This is a genomic window from Paenibacillus oceani, assembly GCF_014705615.1.
Lineage (GTDB): Bacteria > Bacillota > Bacilli > Paenibacillales > NBRC-103111 > Paenibacillus_AB > Paenibacillus_AB oceani.
Map to the genome: position 1 here is coordinate 201,657 of NZ_JACXJA010000003.1, position 21,046 is coordinate 222,702.

A 21,046-nucleotide genomic window follows, 5' to 3' on the forward strand; every position below is an offset into this window, starting at 1 on the left:
GAGGAACGGATTGGACTATCAGGTCGTATGGAGAGGGCCGGTTCACGATATGTCGGGCTACGGAACCGCAAGCAGAGGGTGTGCGCTGGCGCTTGACCGTCAGGGAGTCGATAGGCAGGCAGGGCCGGGCGGAGATGGCCTTGTGGTCATGGGACCGCGCCGGCGAAGCATGGAAACGAGTCGTAGAGCATGTGCTCGGATGAACGGCGAGAAGGGGTCGATCGCGATGACGGATTATCAAGTCATATGGAGGGGGCCGGTTCTCTCTTCTTCTACCGGGTACGGGAATGCCAGCCGGGAATATGCCGCCGCCTTGCATCGCCAAGGGGTGGACGTCAAGGTGGAGACGCATTCCCGGGGGATTCCCGCAGCCACGCACGACGGACGCAGGCCGGGCCTAATACGCAAGCTGATCGGCAAACCATATGCTTCAAATAAACCGAAGCTGTTAATTTATCATTCGCCGGACTGGACTATCGATATGGGCCGGGAAAAGCGGCGGTTCGACAAGATTATTTTGATGACGGCATGGGAAACGGCCCATATTCCGCGCAACAAGCTGCCCGTCTTGAACCGGTATGACGCCATATGTGTCCCTAGCAGTCAAAATGTAAAGGCGATGGTAAGCAGCGGAGTAACGGTGCCCGTGTATTTGGCTCCGCACGGGGCGGATACGAGCCGGTATCGTCCGGATAACAGGAAGATTTCCCTGCGCGGAATGGAGGACCGGTTCGTCTTCGTGTCCGTTTTTGATTTTTTGCACCGCAAAAATCCGGAGCTGCTGCTGCGTGCATATTGGGAAGAGTTCACGGCGGCCGACCGGACGGCTTTGGTTATCAAAACGTACAGCCCGAGACATAAGAAATCAGGCGAATGGATTAGACGGACGGTACTGGACTTCAAAAAAAAGCTCGGAATCAGCGGAAATACGGCCCCTCTCGTCCTGCTCACCCATGTGCTGGAAGACGAACAGATGAAGGGCTTATATACGCTGGGGAACGCATTCGTTCTCCCTACAAGGGGGGAGGCGGTCGGTCTGCCGTACATGGAAGCGTTGGCCAGCGGCGTGCCGGTCATCGCCACCTGCTGGGGAGGACAGATGGATTTTTTGCATGGCGGCAATTCGTTTCTCGTGCGCTGCCGGCTGCAAAATCCGGCAATCGGCATTCGCAGCCGCGAAGCGCTGTCGCCTTTTTATCGCAGCTTGTTCCTGAACCAAGATCAGTTATGGGCGGAGCCCGACTTGCAAGACCTGAAGCGGCAGATGAGAATGGCTTACGAAAAACCGGAGCTTAGCCGGGAAAAGGGAGTGCAAGGAAGAGAGGATATGATGCTCCATACGTGGGACCGCGGGGGGATCGCTTTGAAGCACGCGATCGAACGGCTTCGCCGACCGTGAGCGAGCGCTCCCGGCATGCGTGGAATCGTACCGACGCGCATGAGAATCGTCCATATTCGGAAGGCGTAACGTGCATAGCATACTGGAGAGTACATTCTGATATCTGAACGATAAGGTGGAATACAATGGGAACGATCCAGCCTCACGGTGGAACGCTGATCAACCGGGTGGCATCCGGCCCCCGTCGGGAAGAACTGCTGCGGCTTGCGGCGCACGGGAAGAAACTGTACGTGAATGCGCGGACGATCTCGGATATCGAATGTATCGGGATTGGGGCGTTTTCCCCGTTGACCGGATTTCTCGGACAGGACGATTACGACTCGGTGCTGCACCGGATGAAGCTTGCCGACGGCACGGTGTGGACGCTGCCCGTTACTCTGGCGGTGCCCGAAGCAGACGCGGCGTGGCTGGCGGACGGGGAACGGGTCGCGCTGATCGGCGAACAGGACGGTATTGTATACGCGGTGTTAACGGTGGCGAGCATCTATACGGCGAACCTGCTGGAGGAAGCGCGCTGCGTCTATAAAACCGGTGACCCGGCGCATCCGGGTGTCCGGCAGCTGCTGTCCGGTCCAGCCGTCTATATCGGAGGGCCGATCGAGATGGTGAACCGCCCCGCCAGCCGATACCCGGATTGCTGCTATACGCCGGCCGAGACCCGCAAGTGGTTTGCAGTCCAAGGCTGGAGTACGGTCGTCGGGTTTCAGACGAGAAATCCGGTTCACCGGGCGCACGAATATATTCAGAAATGCGCGATGGAAACCGTGGACGGCCTGTTCCTCAACCCGCTTGTCGGGGAGACGAAGCCGGATGACATTCCCGCTGATGTCCGCATGCGCAGCTATCGGGCGCTGCTGAAAAATTATTACCCGGGCGGGCGTGTCATGCTCGGCGTGTTTCCCGCTGCGATGCGTTATGCCGGCCCGCGGGAAGCGGTATTTCATGCGCTCGTGCGAAAAAACTTCGGCTGCACCCATTTCATCGTAGGCAGGGATCACGCCGGTGTGGGCGACTATTACGGCACGTACGAAGCCCAGCATATTTTCCGGAATTTTACCAGGGAGGAGCTTGGCATCGTGCCGTTGTTTTTCGAGCACAGCTTTTTTTGCACGCGGTGCGGCAATATGGCGACGAGCAAAACTTGTCCGCACGATCCTGCGTTTCATCTGCACTTGTCGGGGACGAAAGTTCGCGCCATGCTGAAGGACGGGATCTGCCCGCCAGCGGAATTTTCCAGACCGGAGGTCGCGAAGATTTTGATCGAAGGCATGAGTACATGAGTGCATGTGAACATGAGCAAGCAACCGAAACGGCTTGGTGACGGAGGTGAACGAGATGAACACGGCTGCCGAACATATCGTCTGGCACACACCCCGGATATCGCGAAGCGACCGCTGCGAGCTTAACGGACACCGGAGCTGTGTCTTATGGCTGACCGGGTACTCCGGATCGGGGAAATCTACGCTGGCCTTTGAGCTGGAGAGGCGTTTGTTCGACCTGAACTGCCGTTCGTACGTACTGGACGGGGACAATATCCGGCACGGCCTGAATCGCAACCTCGGGTTCAGCGCGGAGGACCGGAAAGAAAATATTCGCCGCATATCGGAGGTGGCGAAGCTGTTTACAGACGCAGGTCATATCGTGATTACGGCGTTTATTTCCCCGTACCGGGAAGACCGCAGGCTGGCGCGTTCGTTGTTCGCGGAAGGCGATTTTATCGAAGTGTACGTCAAATGCCCGGTCGACGAATGCGAGAAGCGCGACCCGAAAGGATTGTACAAAAAAGCAAGAGCCGGAGAAATCCGCGACTTCACCGGCATCTCTGCTCCGTATGAGCCTCCGGTCCGCCCGGAAATAACGATTGAAACCGACAAGCTTACGCCGGATGAATCCGTGGAGCGGGTGCTTCGTTATATGCAGGCGAACCGGTATATGAGCGAAAGCCCTGCGACAGGCCGGCCGGAATGACCATAGCCGGTCTTATAGGGGGAGTACGGCGGGCGGGTGCAGCGGCGGAACCGGGGATGTAAGGTCCTGAGGACCGCCGCAGGCACCCTGTCCTCAGACGCAGCGGGAAGCAGGCGGCGCGAGCCGTGTTACTGGAGCATCTTCTTGTTCGCCCGGTCGGAGGAATGCTCGAGTCCCGCCTTGCGCTCTACGATAAACATCAGCGATTTGCCGAAGTCGAGAGCGACCTTGCCGGTCTGCTCGGCGATCCGCGGGCATAATACGACCGCGTTCACTCCGCACGACACGAGGGCGACGTCGAACTGATCCTGTTTTTTCAATACGGTTGCAAGGACGTCATCCATCTGGTTGTAATGGGTAAATTCGATCGTAAACGGGACGTTCAGGTCGTACGGGCGCCGGGTCACGATTTTTTTCACTTTATCCGCCCAAGAGCTGATCAGCAGCACCCTTTTTCCTTTTAACAACTTCCAGAACTTTGATTTTTGCGCAAAAACACGGTTGACGAACGTATGGCACACTTCCTTCGGTTCAATCTTCAGTTGCCGGAACGTCTCTTCGGTAAGCGGCCGCTTCAGATGCTGAGGAGCCCGGATCGGGTCGTCCCGCCAAAACGGAATACCGACAAGATCGGCCCGGTTGATCGCCTCGGCCATCTCGTCGCGAAGCTTCAGGTTCGGCAGCGTAACGCCTTTTTGCCCTTTGTTCGCGAGCTTGGCCCATTCGATCTTCAGCACCTCCTCCACCGTCATTACCGAGTCCTGGGCCAGCACGACATTTTCGCCGTCGCCGACCCTTACGAGTGAGAACGGCTTTTGGTGCTCCAGCGCGTCTTTAATCATCGAGATGGCTTGCCTTACGGTCAAAAACTGGTCATCCGGCACCGGCATACGTGTCGTCCCTCCTGTAGTCGCAACGGGCAAGGTGAGCTCTCACCGCTGCTCGCGCTGCATGTCGTACAAATAGATTCCGTCGCCGGTCATGTTCTGCAGCACGTTGTCCTCGAGCGGAATCAAGGAGCTGCCGAACGTGGCGAGCACTTTGTAGTTCAGCCGCCGTGTCGTCAGCACGAATCTGCTGTAGGCTTCTTTGCTTTTGGTCCCCCATAAATCGACGGATAAGTTCGTCCGGACCGGCTCTTTGAACTGTTTGCCCAGACCGGTAAATTCGTAAAAAGCGTCATACACGACCCCCGAATCGTCGAGCGGGCATAACGCGTACGTCCGTTCCCCGCAGTACGATAAAGTGACCTGGTACCGCTGGGTAGGCTTCTTGACATGAATCCCGGGGTCGGCGAAGTTCGTGCTGTGCGAGACGTACGGATAAACGAAATATTTGTTTTGCTCGATCATGTATTTATAAAAGTATTTTTTCCAGGAACGGGACCATTTCCTGACGTTCGGAGGAATATGATGGTCGTCGGAGCGAATGTCCAGGTTGTCCCCGTCGCCGTACCAGGCGGCAAACGAAGCCCATTGCTCGGGTGTCCACAGCTGCCCCCAGGAGGACGGAAACTGGCCGAAAAACACATCGTGCCGGGACTGCAAGGGCTCGAACGCCGACTTGGCGGTTTCGTTGTAGCGCGGAGAATACAGCGAGATTCCGGAGATTCTCGGATCGTCACGGTAATAGCTGCACGCTTGACCGGCATAACTGTAAAAAAACGGCGAAACGAATATGTCGTCTTCCAGCAAAATGATCGGGCCGTATCGCCGGGTGAGCTCTCCGCAGGCGAGAATATGCTGCTTGAGGCCCAGCTCCTGCTCCTGATAAATAACCGTTTTCGGACCGTGCTTCCAAAGAAATTGGTCGGCCAGCTCCCGCACGTCCTTGTTGGAGGAGCCTCTGTCGATGCTGATGATCAGCCTTGGCGACAGGTCTTCATACTGAGCTTTCGACAATGCCTGAAGACACCGGGCCAACGCTTGCTTGCGGTTAAACGCCGCGACTACGATCGTCGCTTTCTCCATGCTGATGTTCACCTCCGCCCGTTAAATAGAATATTCTGAATCAGTCCGGCCGGTTACCTGCCGGCTTCCGATTTGCCCCGGTCGAAGGAAAATCAACTGCCGCCCATCGGGAGGTGAGGACTTATGCAAACGCCACGGCCTGTCGTCGCTATGGCTAACCTCGGCACGAGGGGGCGCTTCGGGAATAAACTGTTCCAATACGCGTTTCTCAAACTGTATGCGAAACGGTTCGGGCTACGGACGGAAACGTCCGACTGGATCGGCCGATACCTGTTCGGACATAACGATCCTTTCATAAGCCGCGCCTGGCCTGTCGTCGCGGAGCAGGAACAGACCCGGTTGGCTCAGCTGCTGTCCGCGCCGAAACCGAGATTTGTGAACGTTAATTTCGACGGTTATTTTCAGTTCGATACCCGGCATTTTGCCCCGTACCGCCCGTATTTTCAGTCGTTGTTCCAGCCCGTACCGCCGATCCGCAAGGAGCTGCAGACAGGGCTGGAGCGGTTAAAGGAGAAGGGAAGGACGATCGTCGGGATTCATATAAGAAGGGGCGATTATTACCGGTACCGGAAAAAGGAGAAAAATCGCGTGTTTTTCATAGCGCCGTCCAACTGGTATGTCAGATGGCTGCGAAGCGTCTGGGGCAGACTGGACCGGCCGGTTCTGTTTCTGGCGAGCGACAGCTTGCCCGAACTGATCGCGGATTTCGCCGAGTTCGATCCGGTCGTTTCGTCCGGATTATACGAGAGGCCGTTTCCGGAGGCGGACTATTACCCGGATTTTTACTTGCTGTCCCATTGCCACCTGACGGCCATATCCAACAGCACGTTTTCGTTTGCCGCATCGATGCTGAATTCGGACGGAAGACTGTTCGTCCGTCCGGATAACGACGTTAAGGCACTGGTCCGGTACGATCCGTGGGCGAGCCCGCCGCTGCTGCACTACAAAAGAAGCTACTATTGAGCCAATCCCGGACCCGTGAGACAGATAGACAGTTCTGAGGCAATTGCCCGGGTGCCCGATCGGGTTCGCCTGGCCCGAAGCGGCCGGATGTGCACCAACCCCCGGGTCCGATCATAAAATAAGAGGAAGAAAGTCACGGTCAGGGAGGTGTTCGGGTGGATCAGGAAGTAACGTCCATCATTGCCCATATGGCCAAGTCGCACAGCGAAATGGCCCGTATGCTGGAAGCGAAGCGGCAGTCGATATTCAATATGGCCCATGTCGTGACGGCGCTGCCGAATGAAACGATTCAATTTCAGGGGGCGGATATGATCGCGTCGAATTCGATCGATCTGACGAAAAGCGTTACCGCCTATTTGAACAGCCTGGCTGATTTGGCGGACGCGATCGGCGATCATCTGGAGCTGGTTGTGAAGGAAATGACCCCGCAGGAAGAAGAGTAGGGGACGTATCAGACGAACCGGACAATCCGGACGATCCGCAGCCTTGCAGTCGGGAAGGAGGGAGAAGGGTGGAACGAGCAGAGTCGTTTTTGCGGATGCTGCAGGCGTCGGCTAAAATGCAGCACGACATCTCGCTTATATTGGAAGCGAAAGCCAACGAAGCGGAGAAGTCCCGGGATTGGATATGCGTCCATCTCAACCATAAATGTTATGAAAGCCATGAGGACCAGCTCAAGAAACCGCTCGACATGCATGAGCAGTTCGTGGAGCTGATCGACGGGCTGACCAAGATGGAGAACGCCCTGGCCAAAAACTTGAAGGTCGTCTTGAATAAAAAAGAAGACAGCTCGTTTGGCGATATGGGCGGTCTGTTCGGCGGACTGGGAGATACGCTGGAATGAGCTGGCTGGAGCGGCAAAGGGAGATGAAGCTCGACATATTGGAGTCGCTTGCCCGCAGCCAGCGGGCGATGGCGCGTATTATCGAAACGGTCGCCGATGCCGATACCGGCGCTTCCGGCGACGATAAGGCGGAGCGGAGGCTGATCAAAAGCATCGAGGCGATCAGCGGGTATCAACAAGCGATTATGGAGAAGATGCTCGGCATTACGATCGGGGAAGTGAAACGCTCGTCTCCGTCGGCTCCCTGGACGAATGAGGAGCTGGGAGTAGCCCGGTTCGAGGCACGGACGGTGGGGGAACCTGCCCCCGCATCCGAATCCGCATCCGACTCCGGTTCCGGCTTCAAGAAGTGATGCTCGCGATCCGCCCGCCCGATTTCAAACGTACCGGAAACCGAAAGACGCCCCCATCCCCGGGATCAAAGGGATGGAGGCGTCTTGTTGTCCGGAGGGGCCGCGCCGGTTGTCCGGTCCACCCCTATTGGCACTCAGATCGAGAACTTGCTGAGCGATTCCTTCAACGAATCGGACAACTCCTCGAGCTTGTCCGACAACCGGACGAGCCCGCCGCTGATGCTAAGCTGTTCGGTGCTGAGGGAAGCGACCTCCTGCGAAGTGGCCGACGATTGCTCGGCTACCGCGCTGACATTGCTCATCGCGTCGGACAGTACGACCTGCGAATTTTTCAGCTCCTGTACGGACAGGGTGACTTCCTGCAGCTTGGCGGCGAAGCCGTCCATCTGCTGCTGCACCTGTCTGAAGATTCCGTCGGCGTCCTTAACCGATGCGATCTGTTCCTGGAAGATCGGATAAGCTTCGGACAGAACATCGACCGTCTCCTTCATCTCGGTCTGAATCCGTTCGGTAATTTGCGCGACGACGTCGATCGATTGCTTCGACTGGTCGGCAAGCTTGCGGATCTCGTCGGCGACGACCATGAAACCTTTGCCGGCTGCTCCCGCTCTTGCGGCTTCGATCGTGGCGTTCAGCGACAAAATGTTCGTCTGCTTCGTAATGTTGGTAAGCATTTCCAATATTTTGCGGATCGAGCTTGTGCTGTCTTGAAGCTTCTCGACCTTGTCGGCCATCGAGCGGATCATGTCTTCCGTCGTGCCGGTTTTCGTAATGAGCTCCGTCATATACGAAGTTCCTTTGCGGCTCGCCTGCTGCACTTCCGCCGCTGCCGCTTCCATGAGAACGTTGGCGTCGACGACGTGTCCGACTTTCTGGCTGATGCTGCCGGTCAAGTCGCTGCCCCGTTCGGCCTCGACGGCGAGCGAGGAGGCGCCGCTTGCGATTTCCTCGGTGGCCACGGCGATTTCCTTCGCGGCCTGCTCGGTTTTCTTCGATGCGTCGGACAGCTCGGCCGCCGTACCCAGCACCTCCTTCGCGGAGATGTTCGTGCGGGAGACGAGACTTGTAATCTGCTCCATCATCTGGTTGAAGCTGACCGACAGCTGGCCGATTTCGTCCTGCCTGCCGGTATTCTTGGTGCGGACGGTCAGGTTGCCGCTTGCGCCTTCCATCATCAGGTTGCGGATGGCGACGATCGGGCGGGCGATCAGCCGGATGACGATATAACCGACGAAGATGGCGAGCAGTGCGGCTATGATGACCATAATCACGGTAATTTTGGAGATTTGCTCGGCGTCCTTGACGAGTTCGCCTACGGGAACGGCTCCTACGACATACCAGCCCGATTTCGAGATCGGATCGTAGACAGCCAAGTAATGCTTGTCTTCAATCACGGTATCGAAAGTGCCGGACGTGACCTGGGTCGAATCGATGCGGGCGGCCAGATCGACGCGGTAGGCGGCTTCAATATCTTCCGATTTCTCGGAGTAGATGATCTTGTTATCTTTGCCGACGATCCGGATCTCGCTTCCTTCGCCGATCGAGACGGTGCCGAGCGCATCTTTCAAGGCGCTGGTCTTCACTTCCAGAATCAGAATGCCTTCGATCGTGCTGGACTTGATATTGCGGAGTACGCGGGCTACGGCGAACGTGTTGGCTGATGCGGCGTAGCCGGCTTTGCTGGTGCCGAGGAACGTGATCCGGCCGTCCCCGTTTTTGATCTCCTGGAACCAAGGCGTCGTATAGACGTCGTCTTTCAGGGTTGTAATCGTGCGGTATGTATCGGTTACGTCGGGAGCATACGGGACGATATGGACGTCGGCCAGCTTCGAATTGGACAACACGTAACTTTTGAGCCGGTTGTTGACCGCTTGGCCGGTTTGCAGCTTATCGAAATTGGACAGCGTCTTGTCTTTGTACTTTATCATATTGTCGGAGACGACTTCGTCCGACATGATCTGAACCGTTATGTTCTCCAGGCTTTCCAGCAGGAAGTCGACCTTGTCGGTCGCCTGGACGATCGTCTCATGCGAAGCGTCCGCCACTTTGTCTTTAATGACGCCCTTCGATATCTGGTAGGATAAAATACCCACTACAAGAACCATGGAAACGATGCTGGCGAAGAAGATGAGAAACAATCTGACGCCTAACGATTTAACCGGATTTTGCATTTTGTACGTTCTGCCCGTGCTCTGGATGTCGGCAGAGGACATGCCGCTTCTCGCCTTGTTCCAGAAATTCGACAAATGCGAGAGCAATTTCGACAATGTTCCCTTCATAAAATCCCACCTTCGCTATTTTCGTCAATGTTCGCAATAGTTGCATAGTCCTGTATTCGACATGGGAGCGCGTACTCCTTTTCCGATTGTCAAATATTATAAAGAAAATGTCCTACATATGGCCGGGAAGGGGGGACCAGGGACGGGCGGATATTGGAAAAGGATGGGGGAAGATGAGACCTAAGTCTGGGCGGAACGTGAGAAATTGCGGTGAAAACCTAAAAAAGCTTCCGGAACCGGAAGCTTGAGATTGTCGAATTGCGTTGTCGAATAAATGCCGATTAAGTCGCTCCGGACAAAATGCCGTAGATCCGGTCGGCGAGCGGCTCCGGCTGCTCCAATCCGGCCCAGAACAGCTCCATCTCCCCGCTGAGGTCGTCCAGCCGATGGGAATCGGCGAACAGCTCGTGCAGAAAATAGCCGTTCTCGATGTGGCGACCCGTAATGTTCAGCGATTCGAGATGACGCTTGTTCCAGACGACCGCATTAACATCCGGCAGGCAGGACATAAAGCCGGTATCGCGGGCAAGCTCGGTCTGCAGCCCGGGGTCCAGGGCGATCCGCAAAAACTCCAGCGCCAGTTCCGGATCGCCACTATCCTTGTGAATCATAAAAGCGTTGGCGACGAGCAGGGTCGATTTGACCGGACCGAAGGGCAGCGGCGCCACTTTGGCCTCGAATGTCATACCTTCGCTCCGCCAGCCCGCGATCTCGATCGAGGTCGTAAGCACCATAGCCGCTTTCTCACGAAGAAAGGCGTGGAGATTGATTTTGGAGCGGTACGGCTGATACAGCGTGGCGATCCGCTTGCGGTGCAAAACGTCGCGGAACAGCTTCAGCGTCTCGACGATGCTCTCACGGCTGGTCGTAGCGTCGAACTTCACGCCGTTTTGCAAAGCGACGACCGGCCAGCGGCTCGGGAACGAAGAGAGCGACAACCCGTACAGATCGGTAACGCCGTCCCCGTCCTCGTCTCTCGTGAGCTGGCCGGCCGCTTCGATCAGCTGTTCCCGGCTCCAGCCGGGATACGGCTCCGGCACGCCGAACCGGCGGAACAGCCGGGGGTTGTACGCCAGGTATACCGGCGAGAACGTAACGGGAAGGGCGCGGAGGACGCCTTCGTGACGAAACGGTTCGACGATTCGGGGGTAGAAGCCGTCCAGCAGGTCAGGCAGCTTGTCTCCCAGATCGATAAACGGATCGAGCCGGTCCGACTCCGCGAAGCTGCGGTCGGTTACCAGCACCAGGTCCGGACGGACGCCGAGCTCGGCTCCGGTTCTTTGCCAGTCCCAGAAGTTGAAGCTCGGGAAATGAAGCAGCTTCACATCGATTTGCGGATACCTGGCCTGGAACGCTTCGATGATCGTGCCCAGGCAGTTATCCACATAATGGGAAGGGGAAGTGGCCAGGATGCGCAGCGTGCGCTTCTCTCCGGGGGACGGGACGAAATCGGGCGAGACGATCGTGCCTTGTCCAACCTTTTTGACAATCAGCCCTTCCTTGTGAAGCTGCTCCAGCGATTTGCGCACCGAAGTGCGGCTCATGCCGTAATATTTGCACAGTTCGTTCTCCGACAGCAGGAACTGGCCCGGCTTGATATATCCGGATACGATTTGCTCTCTCAGCATGTTGGCCAGCCGGGAATAGCGGAATTCGTTGTCGCGTCTCATAGGAATCTTCCGTTCTGCTTAGTTTCATTTATTATAACGAATAATTGGAACGGGGAGAAGCTTTCTACGAGGCTGGCTTGCGACTTCATTATTCTGTTGACGTCATCTGTTAGATACAACTATAATACAGGTGCGATCGGGAAGCTGAACGAAAAAAAAGTATAACCGAATCGTAAGAAAGATCAACACATCACGCCCTAACCTTGGTATAGTTATAGTTGGAAAGGTGCGGTTCGCTGCAGGCAAACAAACGTTCGTAGCGTTTCGCGCTGAAATCGAAAGGGGAGAACGGTTTTGGTATTGGAACGGTTAGGCATATTGACAGATGAAGTGTATCCGGATAATTTCTCCAAATCGCTCGATTGGATCGTGGAGCAAGGCTTGAAGTATATCGAGGTGCGGGTCGTGGACGGCGTTAATATCTCGAACATGACGGACGAGCAGGTTGCCGCGGTACGCAGCCAGATCGAGGCCAGAGGGCTGACGGTTACGGCGATCGCGTCCCCGCTCTACAAATGCGCGCTCGATCCGACCCGTCCGGTAGCGTCCGGTGACGTGTTCGGGCAAGCGGAGGAAAGCGTGGAAGCGCATCACGAGAAGCTTCGCCGCGTCATCGCGATCGCCAAGCAGCTCGGAGCAGGCAGCATCCGCATTTTCTCTTTCTGGAGAGAGAACGAGCCGGAGCTTTATTTCGACGACATTGTCGCTCATATGAAAAAAGCGGCGGCTGTGGCCGAGAAGGAAGGCATCATGCTGCTTCAGGAAAATGAGCCTTCCTGCAACGGCGGATTTGCAGAAGAAGTAGCGAAGATCGTACGTGCGGTTGACTCTCCGGCGATGAAGGTGCTGTGGGACCCGGGTAACGAAGCGTATGGCGGCAGACCGGCGTTTCCGGAAGGTTACGGACTCGTTAAAGACGTTCTTGCACACGTTCACATTAAAGACGCCTACGTTCTTCCGGACGGAACTTCCCGCTGCGTGCCGGTCGGCTCCGGCAACGTTCCGTTCATCGCACAGCTGCGCGCGCTGGCCGAGGACGGCTATACGGGCATGTTCACGATCGAGACGCATTACTTGCCGGAAGGCGGCACGAAGGCGGCCGGCTCCCGGATGACGCTGGAAGCGCTTCGCGTGCTTGTGAACGAAGCTTTCCCGGTGAAATAAACCCATATCCATGGGGATACGGATTCGTTTGATACTAATTGAACTATCATATAGGAGGGTATCGGGTGAAAACTTGGGGATTCGGCATTATCGGAACCGGTTCGATTGCAGATTTTCATGCGGCGGCTATTAAGGAGATCGGCAGAGGCAGGCTGGTTGCCGTGGCGAACCGGACGGAAGCCCGCGCGAAAGCGTTCGCGGAGAAAGAAAACTGCGGCTATGCCACGGACTACAAAGAGCTGCTCGCCAATCCGGACATCGATATCGTCTGTGTAACGACCTCGAGCGGCAGTCATGCGGCTATCGGGCTCGACGTATTAAACGCGGGCAAACATCTGGTCGTGGAGAAGCCGATTGCCATGAATACGAAGGAATCGCTGGAGCTGATCCGCACCGCGGAGCAAAAAGGCGTGACGATCTCCGTCATCTCCCAGCGGCGCTTCGAGAAGCAGCACGCGGCGGTGCGCGAAGTGTTGGACAGCGGCGCGCTCGGGAAGCTGCTGCTCGTGGAAGTATCGCTACCGTTTTATCGTACGCAGGCTTATTACGACAGTGCCGACTGGCGCGGAACGATCGACCAGGACGGCGGCGCCCTCATGAACCAGGGCATTCACTCGATCGATCTGCTTCTCTGGTTCGGCGGAGCGGTGGAGACCGTCTATGGCAAAACGGCGACCCAGACTCATACGATGGAAGCCGAGGATATCGGGCTTGCGCTTATCACGTTCAAGAACGGGGCGTTCGGTACGATCATGGCTTCGACCAGCATCCAGCCGGGCTTCGCAGCCGCGCTGAACCTGTATGGCGAAAAAGGCTCGATCAAGCTGGAGGGCTCTGCGATCACCCATTGGACCGTACCTGGCGTCGAGCAACCGGACCTCGGGGAAAATACGAATTATGGAGGCGTGTCCGATCCCCGCAGCATCTCGCACGTTAATCACCGCATCCAGCTGGAGAACGTCATCGATGCGATCGAATCGGGCAAGGAGCTGTACCTGAAAGGGATCGACGGCTTGCGCGCGGTTCAACTGGTCGAGGGGATTTACGAATCGTCCAAGTCCGGTGCGCCGATCCGACTGCAAGAGGTGTCGGGATGAGCGAAGGCACGGGTACGGAAGGTCGGCTTCTTCTAGGAACGGCGAAGATCGACATTACCCCGGCATCGCCGATACCGCTGGCCGGTTACGGCCACCGGAAGGGGCCGTACGCCGGCATCAACCGCAGGCTGTTTGCGAGAATGAACGTATTCGAGCAGACGGAAGGCGGCGAGACGCGCCGGGTGCTGATCGGGATGGGCGACATTATATGGTGGCCCGGGGAGCGGATGGACCCTATCCGTGAAACGTTGGAGAGCAAGTTCGGCATCCGTCCGTCCGACGTCATTTTGAGCGCCCAGCACACGCATGGAGGACCTCAGACGAGCGTAAGCTTCTGCGACATTCTCGGGCTGACGGATGACGATTATTTGACTTATTTGGAGCGGCAGCTGTTCGCCGCGGTCGAGACCGCGATTGCGAATCTCGAGCCGGTAACGGCCGAGCAGGGCAAGGGAGAAAGCTATATCGGCATTAACCGGCGCAAGATGGCCGGAGACAAGATGACGATGGCGCCGAATCCGGATGGGCTGTACGATTCCGAAGTAAATGTGGTCCGTTTCCGCAAAGACGACGGGGGGACCAAAGCGGTATTTATCCATTATACGTGCCATCCGACGACAACCGGGGACAACTTCATCAATTCGGACTACCCGGGGGTTGCCGCGGAACGTCTGGAAGCGACGCTCGGCTGCGGAGCGGTCGTATCGTTTCTGCAGGGCTGTGCCGGCAATATCCGCCCGGCGCTGCACCGGGACGGCAAGTTTTACAGCGGGCACGACGAAGAGGTGATGCGGTTCGGCCGCAGCTTGGCCGACGAGGTCGAGCGCGTGCTGGACGGTCCGATGAAGACGCTTGATCAGGCGCCTTTATCAGGCAGCCGCGTAGTAGTGGAGCTGCCGTTCCAGCCGCTGCCACCGGAGGCGGAGCTGGACGAGGCAGCCGGGAAAGGCGGTCATATGCAGCAGTGGGCCGAGAAGCTGCGTTGCCACCCGGAGAAACTGCGGCCGTATATCCCGTTCCAGGTGAACCGGATCGCGCTGGCCCAAGGACTCGCTTACCTCGCCATGGACGGCGAAGTTGTGCTGGAATACGGAGCGTATGTGAAGCAGCTAAGCGGCGGCGAAACGCTGGCGATGGGGTACAGCAACGGCATGGTCGGATATGTTCCTACAGCGTCGCAAGTGGCCGAAGGCGGCTACGAAGGGAAAGATTCTTTCATCTACTTTGCTTTGCCGGCTGCGTTTGATCCGGAGCTGGAGTCCATCATCAAGGATGCAATCCAACAATTGATTCGAAAGGAAGATTGACATGGGCTTGCAGCCACAACCCGTTAAGGCGGAAACGGTAGATCATTTGAAAGTGAACGTATATGCGAACCGGCAGGATCTCGGGATGTCGGCCGGCCGCGCAGCGGCGGCGAGAATCAAGGAGCTGCTCGGCAAAAAAGCGGGCATCCGGATGATATTTGCGGCGGCTCCGTCGCAAAACGAGTTTCTCGATACGCTTGCCGCCGATCCGGAGATCGACTGGTCGCGCATTACGGCGTTCCATATGGACGAATATATCGGGCTTCCGAATGATGCCCCCCAGAAGTTCAGCCGTTTTCTGTGCGAGCGCCTGTTCGATAAAGTGAAGCCGGGCACGGTGCATTTGATCGACAGCTCGAGCTCGATCGAAGCGGAATGCAAACGTTACGGCGATCTAATCCGCGAAGCGCCGATCGACATCGTCTGCCTCGGCATCGGCGAGAACGGCCATATCGCGTTTAACGATCCTCCGGTCGCTGACTTTAACGATCCACATGTCATTAAAGCGGTGGAGCTGGACGACGCCTGCCGCCAGCAGCAAGTGAACGACGGCTGCTTCCCGTCGTTCGGCGACGTGCCGACTCATGCGCTGACGCTGACGATTCCGACGATGATGTCGGGTTCCTATCTGTACTGCATGGTACCGGGACCGACGAAGCGCAACGCCGTTGTGCGGACGCTCAGCGGCGATATTTCCACGGAATGCCCGTCAACGGTGCTGCGGAGACATCCGGAGTGCACGTTGTACGTAGACCGCGATTCTTACGGAGAGTGATTAATATGACTGCGATAGGGGAAAGCGCAATAATCGAAGGGATTCATTATTCGAGCGGGCAGCCGGTCCGGATTACAGTCCGCGATGGAGTTATCGCCGGTCTCGAGCCTTTCGCGCCGGCCAATCCGGCTGCTCTGCCGCACGTTGGTCCGGGGCTTGTCGATTTGCAAATCAACGGCTACTTCGGCGACGATTTCAATACGCTGCCTTTCTCGACAGAGCTGGTTTCGAAAGTAAGCCGGGCCTTATGGCAGGAAGGCGTCACCGCCTATTATCCGACGATCATTACGAACTCGCCGGAAGCGATCGAGGAAGCGGTCGGCATGATCGCGCGGGCGTGCGACAACGATTCGCATACGAACCGGATGGTCGCGGGCATTCATGTCGAAGGTCCGTTCATCTCGCCGGAGGACGGTGCGAGAGGCGCGCACGGGCTGGAGTACGTACGCGCTCCCGAGTGGGAGATGTTCGAACGGTGGCAGCGCGCCGCAGGCGGACGGATCAAAATATTGACGCTCTCTCCGGAATGGCCGGAAAGCGCGGAATTCATCGCCAAGTGCAGCGCCAGCGGAGTGACGGTCTCGATCGGCCACACGTCGGCGACGCCGGAGCAGATCCGCGAAGCGGTCCGCGCGGGAGCGCGGATGTCGACGCATCTCGGCAACGGCTCGCATCTGATGCTGCCGCGCCACCCGAACTATATCTGGGAGCAGCTCGCGGAAGACGACTTGTGGACTTGCGTGATCGCCGACGGTTTCCATTTGCCGGAAGCGGTATTGAAAGTCGTCTTCAAGACGAAGGGCCGGCAGGCGATGCTGGTCAGCGACGCCGTCTATTTGTCCGGCATGCCGGCCGGGGAATATATGACTCACGTCGGCGGCAAAGTCGTCAAGACGGAGGAAGGCAGACTCCATACGGCGCATAATCCGAAAATATTGGCCGGATCGGCGCAAATGCTGCTGTGGGGCATCGAGCATGTGCTTAAAAACGGCTTGGCTGACCTGGCGGATGCTTGGGACATGTCTTCGGTCATACCGGGACAGTTCATGAAGCTGCCGTCCGGTGCGGGACTCGCTGTCGGGGCGCCGGCTGATCTTGTGCTGTTCGAGCGGGACGGCTCCAGCGTCCGGCTGCTGCAAACGTACAAAGACGGGGAGCTCGTATACCGATTGGAGGAGCAGACGAAATGAAATTCGCGGCATTCAGCGGCGTTTTAATCGATCATAGTATCCAGGAAGCATTGCAACTGACGAAAAAGCTTGGCTTCGACGGCCTCGAAATCGCTGCGCGGGAGCCTCATCTGTCGGCTTCGACCAGCGCTCAGCGGATCAAGGAAATTCGCAGCGTAGCTGACGGGCTCGGACTGGAAATTCCCGTGCTCGCCGGGTATATGGGCAGCTTCTCTACAGCAAGTGATAAAGAGTGCGAGCAGGCGTTCACCGATTTTCAGCGTATTCTCGAGGCGTCCTTGACGCTCGGATCAACGATGATCCGCGTCGTGGCGGGCGGCCCGAACGCTTTTCTGGCGCAGGATTATCATTACGCCAAATCCGCCTACTGGCTCAAGAAGTGTGCGGTGGAAGCGAAGAAGCACGAGCGGAAAATTGTGCTGGAAATCCACAACATCTCCCTGGCGGAGACGGTCGAATCCAGTCTGCGCCTGGTTCATCAGGTCGGAGAAGACAACGTCGGCCTCATTCACGACGCGGGCAATATGTACATTACCGATACCGACTACGGACGCGACTCCGTCATCGGCCTCGGCGACCGGATGTTCCACGTCCACGTCAAGGACGAGAAGCGGGTGGATGCAACTGGAACGCCCGGTACGTTCGTCAACTTGACGAAGCATGGCCAGGAGAAGTTTTTGCAATGCCGCCTGGGCGAAGGGGAAGCCGACCATCAGCCGTTGTTCGACGCGCTGAAGGAGACCGGATACGCCGGCTGGGTGACGCTGGAATGTCACGCGCCGTTCCCGGCTTACGAGCGGCTGGAGCATGATTTGGCAAAAGTGAAGCAAATGATGGGGCTTGCCTAAGCCAGGCAGCCGCTTGCTAGAGAGCACGGGGAGAGGAAGGCTTGCGCATGGCGCAGGGCAGCCTCTCTCCGTGCTTTTGATTGTTACGCCAGCAGCTCCCCCTAGTTGGCCTCTATTTGTCTCTATCAGCCCAATATGCCGAACATAGAACATTCATACCAAAGACTCTTATTTTGTTTATTGCCGGCACGTGTCAGACGGGTTTGGCGAAGGCGACACTACCTGCTCGCAGAAAGACATTTACGGGCCGCATTCGAAGCATGCTGTTTCGACAACCCCCCTTTACATAACACGATTTCAACGAACGGCTGGAGCGAAGGCAGCGGCCCCCCTCCCATGCAAAAACGTGTGGGTTAAGTAGCTTTAAAGACCGTATAAAGAATCGATACTAATGTTCCCTGGCGGTTTTTCTCGCCCCCAGCGAGGCGGAATCTGGACCGGTGCGGACTTGATTCAAATTTCGGATTTGGGACAGGCGGCGACATATGGTATAGTTTGAGGATACGAATGATTACCGGAAATGAGGGAATACCGCAATGAAATCGACGTTCGAATCGCTTGGCATCCGTCAAACCATTGTCGAAACGTTAGCCAAGTACGGCATAGTCGAGCCGTCGCCGATCCAGGAGGAGGCGATCCCCGCCGCTCTGGAAGGACGCGACCTGTTCGGGCAATCGCAGACGGGAACCGGCAAAACGCTCGCTTATTTGCTGCCGGTCCTGGAGAGGATCGACGCATCGAACAAAGATCTGCAGGCGGTCGTGCTGGCGCCTACGAGGGAACTCGGCGTGCAGATCGCGGCGGAGATCGAGAAGTACGGAGCGCCGGAAGGAATTCGCAGCTTGGCACTGATCGGCGGAGCCGCCATCAATCGTCAGATCGACCGGCTGAAGCAGCACCCGCATATCATCGTCGGCACACCGGGACGGGTCGCCGAGCTGATCCGGCTGCGGAAAGTGAAGATGCATCTGGTCCGGACGATCGTCATCGACGAAGCGGATCAGATGTTCGCGCTCGGCGGGGCGAAGGAAGCCGAGGAAGTGGTCGATCGTGCGATGCGCGACCGGCAGCTGCTGTTTTTCTCCGCGACGCTTCCTGCCGAGGTGCGCCGGATGGCCGGCAAATGGATGCGGGAGCCGCTGGAGCTGAATATCGACCCGGAACAGCGGACGGCTGGCGGGATCGAGCATATTGTCTTCGTCTGTCAGGAACGCGACAAGGTCGATACGCTGCGCAGGCTGGTCCGGCTGTACGATCCGAAATCGTCGCTGGCGTTCGTCAACGACCTGGACATCATTGCCGAAGTCGCCGCCAAGTTGCAGCATGCCGGACTGTCGGCGGACGCCCTGTACGGAGACGCCCCCAAGCAGGAGAGGACGACACTGCTGGCCAAGTTCCGGACCGGAAAGCTGCGCACGCTGGTCGCGACCGATGTCGCCGCCAGAGGGCTTGATATCGAAGGGTTGACGCATGTCTTCCACCTTCAGCCTGCGCTGGATGCCGATCATTACGTGCATAGAGCGGGACGTACCGGACGGATGGGACGCAGCGGTTGGTCCGTCTCGATCGTTACGGAGCAGGAAATGTTTATCATCCGCAAGTTCGAGAAGCAGCTTGGCATCGTCATCCGGCAGAAGGCGATGTACAAGGGGAAAGTGGTCGAGCCTCACGAGGTTCGCAGCGGCGCCGAACGGACAGGGACGAAGGAGCGGACGTCCGGAGGACGGAGCGGTGGGGCGGGCGATGAGGCCCGCGTGTCCGAGAACCGTTCCGGCGAAAAAGCGGAGAAGCGCGAGCCTGCTGCCGAGCGGACTTCGGGCGTCGCTCAGCCGGCTTCTGTGGGCTTGCAGCGCCGCCCTGCGGAAGGCACGTCGCTGCGTTCCGCAACCGGCGGGTTCCGCTCGCTTGGCGCCGCAAGTCTGCGGAACGAACGGGAAAAGTCAGTCCCGCCGAGACCGGCCGCCGCAGGCAAAGAGCGGGCTGGCGAGCGGGATCGCGACCGTAAAAACAAAGGAGCTCCGCGCTGGCTGAAAGAGAAGCGTGACCGGGATCCGTCAACCTAAGCAGTATGTGCTGCGCAACGTGTCTGGTTGCTCCCGGAAACGCCGCGACTGCCGTCTGAGTTAACTTTGTAAGGAGCCTGGGCGACTGAATAAGGTCTTTTGCGGCTCTTATTTTCCGGATAAAGTCGATTCCTGTTCGTATAAGAGCGGTTGGAAGCTCTTAATTATGGCGATAGGCGCGGGATAACCATACTTTATGCGAAATAGAGGATACAATCATTCCTTATTTTTAAAAAATAAACGGTTTGGCCGGAAATAAGAGCTTCAGACCGCTCTTATTCTCCCTGGCCCAACCTTAGAAACTATAAGCCGATTCGGGAGCGAACCGGACGGTGACGGGGGATCATGCGGCAGTGGGCGGCGGACGGCGGACGTCAAACTGCCGGCTTTGGGAGTGGGAGAGTTTGGTTCGAAGATCGTTATTTGTTTTGGTAGCCGTTCTGGTGCTGCTCGCAGCGGCGGCGGGCGCCGCGGTATGGTACGCGAAGCCGCAGGAGAAGCTAGACTTGGCTTATCGCCCGTTATCGTTCTTAGATAAATCGCTCGACATGCTCCAAAGCCGGAAGCTTGAAGTCCGGCTCAACGAACAAGAGTTAAACGATCTATTGAAGAAAAAGCTGTCCGAGCAGCCGCAGCTCCGCCCGAACGTGACGATCGAAGGCGCCCGTTTCGAGCAGCGGGGCGACCGGCTGACCGCGCATGTCAACATTAGGACGGCAGCGAACGTCAAGGTCGGAGCCGCTCTCGATTTTGCGCTGGAATGGCGCTCTCCCGATCTGATCGTCCGCCATACCGCCACCCGTATCCGCGACTGGAGTGTGCCGTCCTCGTGGCTGCAGTTGGAGCCGATTGTCGTCCCGATCAGCGACGGGCTGCCCCCGCTGATCGCGATCAGGGAGATCCGGTTCGATCCGGACGGCATTGTCGTAGCGCTCAAGCTGCCTTAATTCGCTACGGGAAGAGCGGTGAGCGAAATCCCCTCAGCCGGATAGGAGCTTGCGGCAGATTGTATATATTCGAAAAACAAGGGGCGGTCCCAATAGGATTCCCACCACACGGGAACGTCCCTGTTTCCAAACGAAAGGACCTCAAAATCCACGGTAACGTGGAGGCTGAGGTCCTTTTTCACAAGGACAATCGGATCTAGTGGGGCTCC

General features: G+C 57.4%; 19 protein-coding genes. 15 read left to right on the forward strand and 4 right to left on the reverse strand.

Annotated features, from left to right (window positions below):
• The first annotated feature begins 10 nt into the window (after positions 1-10).
• The 3 genes from IDH45_RS02705 (at position 11) to cysC (ending at position 3,367) form a co-directional block, all read left to right on the forward strand.
• On the forward strand, positions 11-1,399 hold the full coding sequence (locus IDH45_RS02705; protein WP_223836322.1) for a glycosyltransferase: 1,389 nt from the start codon (positions 11-13) through the stop codon (positions 1,397-1,399).
• 125 nt (positions 1,400-1,524) lie between these two features.
• Positions 1,525-2,679 (forward strand): sulfate adenylyltransferase, encoded by a 1,155-nt coding sequence (gene sat, locus IDH45_RS02710; RefSeq protein WP_190924418.1) that lies wholly within the window; start codon positions 1,525-1,527, stop codon positions 2,677-2,679.
• A 55-nt stretch (positions 2,680-2,734) separates the two neighbouring features.
• A complete protein-coding gene (gene cysC / locus IDH45_RS02715) occupies positions 2,735-3,367 on the forward strand; it encodes an adenylyl-sulfate kinase (protein ID WP_190924420.1) in 633 nt (210 codons plus the stop codon).
• Between the two features lie 128 nt (positions 3,368-3,495).
• Here cysC and IDH45_RS02720 read toward each other — a convergent pair whose 3' ends face one another.
• Complete coding sequence (locus IDH45_RS02720; protein ID WP_190924422.1) at positions 3,496-4,257, reverse strand: GT-D fold domain-containing glycosyltransferase; 762 nt, start codon at positions 4,255-4,257, stop codon at positions 3,496-3,498.
• A 42-nt stretch (positions 4,258-4,299) separates the two neighbouring features.
• The gene (locus IDH45_RS02725) at positions 4,300-5,337 is read right to left on the reverse strand and encodes a glycosyltransferase family 2 protein (RefSeq protein WP_190924424.1); all 1,038 of its coding nucleotides are present in this window, start codon (positions 5,335-5,337) and stop codon (positions 4,300-4,302) included.
• Positions 5,338-5,460: 123 nt separating this feature from the next.
• Here IDH45_RS02725 and IDH45_RS02730 point away from each other — a divergent pair, with 123 nt between their 5' ends.
• The 4 genes from IDH45_RS02730 to IDH45_RS02745 all read left to right on the forward strand — a co-directional run bounded on the left by IDH45_RS02730 (position 5,461) and on the right by IDH45_RS02745 (position 7,497).
• Positions 5,461-6,300, forward strand: coding sequence for an alpha-1,2-fucosyltransferase (locus IDH45_RS02730; protein WP_190924426.1), 840 nt, complete (start codon positions 5,461-5,463; stop codon positions 6,298-6,300).
• Positions 6,301-6,455: 155 nt separating this feature from the next.
• Entirely contained in the window at positions 6,456-6,743 is a 288-nt protein-coding gene (locus IDH45_RS02735; protein WP_190924428.1) for a nucleoside-diphosphate sugar epimerase, read from the forward strand.
• Positions 6,744-6,811: 68 nt separating this feature from the next.
• Entirely contained in the window at positions 6,812-7,144 is a 333-nt protein-coding gene (locus IDH45_RS02740; RefSeq protein ID WP_190924430.1) for a restriction endonuclease subunit S, read from the forward strand.
• Positions 7,141-7,497 (forward strand): hypothetical protein, encoded by a 357-nt coding sequence (locus IDH45_RS02745; protein ID WP_190924432.1) that lies wholly within the window; start codon positions 7,141-7,143, stop codon positions 7,495-7,497. Before IDH45_RS02740 ends, IDH45_RS02745 begins: the two co-directional genes overlap by 4 nt.
• A 134-nt stretch (positions 7,498-7,631) precedes the next feature.
• On the opposite strand, the gene IDH45_RS02750 is transcribed toward IDH45_RS02745, so the two are convergent.
• Both IDH45_RS02750 and IDH45_RS02755 read right to left on the reverse strand, forming a co-directional pair.
• A complete protein-coding gene (locus tag IDH45_RS02750; RefSeq protein WP_223836323.1) occupies positions 7,632-9,776 on the reverse strand; it encodes a methyl-accepting chemotaxis protein in 2,145 nt (714 codons plus the stop codon).
• Positions 9,777-10,057: 281 nt separating this feature from the next.
• Positions 10,058-11,446, reverse strand: a complete 1,389-nt coding sequence (locus tag IDH45_RS02755; RefSeq protein ID WP_190924434.1) for an extracellular solute-binding protein — start codon at positions 11,444-11,446, stop codon at positions 10,058-10,060.
• A 294-nt stretch (positions 11,447-11,740) separates the two neighbouring features.
• Between IDH45_RS02755 and IDH45_RS02760 the strand changes: the two genes are divergently transcribed.
• The 8 genes from IDH45_RS02760 to IDH45_RS02795 all read left to right on the forward strand — a co-directional run bounded on the left by IDH45_RS02760 (position 11,741) and on the right by IDH45_RS02795 (position 20,837).
• Complete coding sequence (locus IDH45_RS02760) at positions 11,741-12,610, forward strand: sugar phosphate isomerase/epimerase family protein (protein ID WP_190924436.1); 870 nt, start codon at positions 11,741-11,743, stop codon at positions 12,608-12,610.
• 65 nt (positions 12,611-12,675) lie between these two features.
• Positions 12,676-13,707 carry a Gfo/Idh/MocA family protein gene (locus IDH45_RS02765; RefSeq protein ID WP_190924438.1) on the forward strand — a complete coding sequence of 344 codons (1,032 nt, stop codon included), beginning with the start codon at positions 12,676-12,678 and terminating at the stop codon, positions 13,705-13,707.
• Positions 13,704-15,014 (forward strand): neutral/alkaline non-lysosomal ceramidase N-terminal domain-containing protein, encoded by a 1,311-nt coding sequence (locus IDH45_RS02770; RefSeq protein ID WP_190924440.1) that lies wholly within the window; start codon positions 13,704-13,706, stop codon positions 15,012-15,014. The genes IDH45_RS02765 and IDH45_RS02770 overlap by 4 nt, the downstream gene beginning before the upstream one ends.
• 1 nt (position 15,015) lies before the next feature.
• A complete protein-coding gene (locus IDH45_RS02775; protein ID WP_190924442.1) occupies positions 15,016-15,789 on the forward strand; it encodes a glucosamine-6-phosphate deaminase in 774 nt (257 codons plus the stop codon).
• Between the two features lie 5 nt (positions 15,790-15,794).
• Positions 15,795-16,979: an N-acetylglucosamine-6-phosphate deacetylase gene (locus IDH45_RS02780; RefSeq protein ID WP_190924444.1), complete on the forward strand. Its 1,185-nt coding sequence runs from the start codon at positions 15,795-15,797 to the stop codon at positions 16,977-16,979.
• Complete coding sequence (locus IDH45_RS02785) at positions 16,976-17,827, forward strand: sugar phosphate isomerase/epimerase family protein (RefSeq protein WP_190924446.1); 852 nt, start codon at positions 16,976-16,978, stop codon at positions 17,825-17,827. Before IDH45_RS02780 ends, IDH45_RS02785 begins: the two co-directional genes overlap by 4 nt.
• Before the next feature lie 536 nt (positions 17,828-18,363).
• Complete coding sequence (locus IDH45_RS02790) at positions 18,364-19,890, forward strand: DEAD/DEAH box helicase (protein WP_190924448.1); 1,527 nt, start codon at positions 18,364-18,366, stop codon at positions 19,888-19,890.
• Positions 19,891-20,294: 404 nt separating this feature from the next.
• Positions 20,295-20,837: a hypothetical protein gene (locus IDH45_RS02795; protein WP_190924450.1), complete on the forward strand. Its 543-nt coding sequence runs from the start codon at positions 20,295-20,297 to the stop codon at positions 20,835-20,837.
• Positions 20,838-21,046: the final 209 nt, after the last annotated feature.

Coding starts and splice junctions, on each gene's coding strand:
- sat (WP_190924418.1), top strand. CDS start 1,525: ATGGGAACGATCCAGCCTCACGGTGGAACGCTGATCAACCGGGTGGCA.
- cysC (WP_190924420.1), top strand. CDS start 2,735: ATGAACACGGCTGCCGAACATATCGTCTGGCACACACCCCGGATATCG.
- IDH45_RS02720 (WP_190924422.1), bottom strand. CDS start 4,257: ATGCCGGTGCCGGATGACCAGTTTTTGACCGTAAGGCAAGCCATCTCG.
- IDH45_RS02725 (WP_190924424.1), bottom strand. CDS start 5,337: ATGGAGAAAGCGACGATCGTAGTCGCGGCGTTTAACCGCAAGCAAGCG.
- IDH45_RS02730 (WP_190924426.1), top strand. CDS start 5,461: ATGCAAACGCCACGGCCTGTCGTCGCTATGGCTAACCTCGGCACGAGG.
- IDH45_RS02745 (WP_190924432.1), top strand. CDS start 7,141: ATGAGCTGGCTGGAGCGGCAAAGGGAGATGAAGCTCGACATATTGGAG.
- IDH45_RS02750 (WP_223836323.1), bottom strand. CDS start 9,776: ATGAAGGGAACATTGTCGAAATTGCTCTCGCATTTGTCGAATTTCTGG.
- IDH45_RS02755 (WP_190924434.1), bottom strand. CDS start 11,446: ATGAGACGCGACAACGAATTCCGCTATTCCCGGCTGGCCAACATGCTG.
- IDH45_RS02770 (WP_190924440.1), top strand. CDS start 13,704: ATGAGCGAAGGCACGGGTACGGAAGGTCGGCTTCTTCTAGGAACGGCG.
- IDH45_RS02775 (WP_190924442.1), top strand. CDS start 15,016: ATGGGCTTGCAGCCACAACCCGTTAAGGCGGAAACGGTAGATCATTTG.
- IDH45_RS02780 (WP_190924444.1), top strand. CDS start 15,795: ATGACTGCGATAGGGGAAAGCGCAATAATCGAAGGGATTCATTATTCG.
- IDH45_RS02785 (WP_190924446.1), top strand. CDS start 16,976: ATGAAATTCGCGGCATTCAGCGGCGTTTTAATCGATCATAGTATCCAG.
- IDH45_RS02790 (WP_190924448.1), top strand. CDS start 18,364: ATGAAATCGACGTTCGAATCGCTTGGCATCCGTCAAACCATTGTCGAA.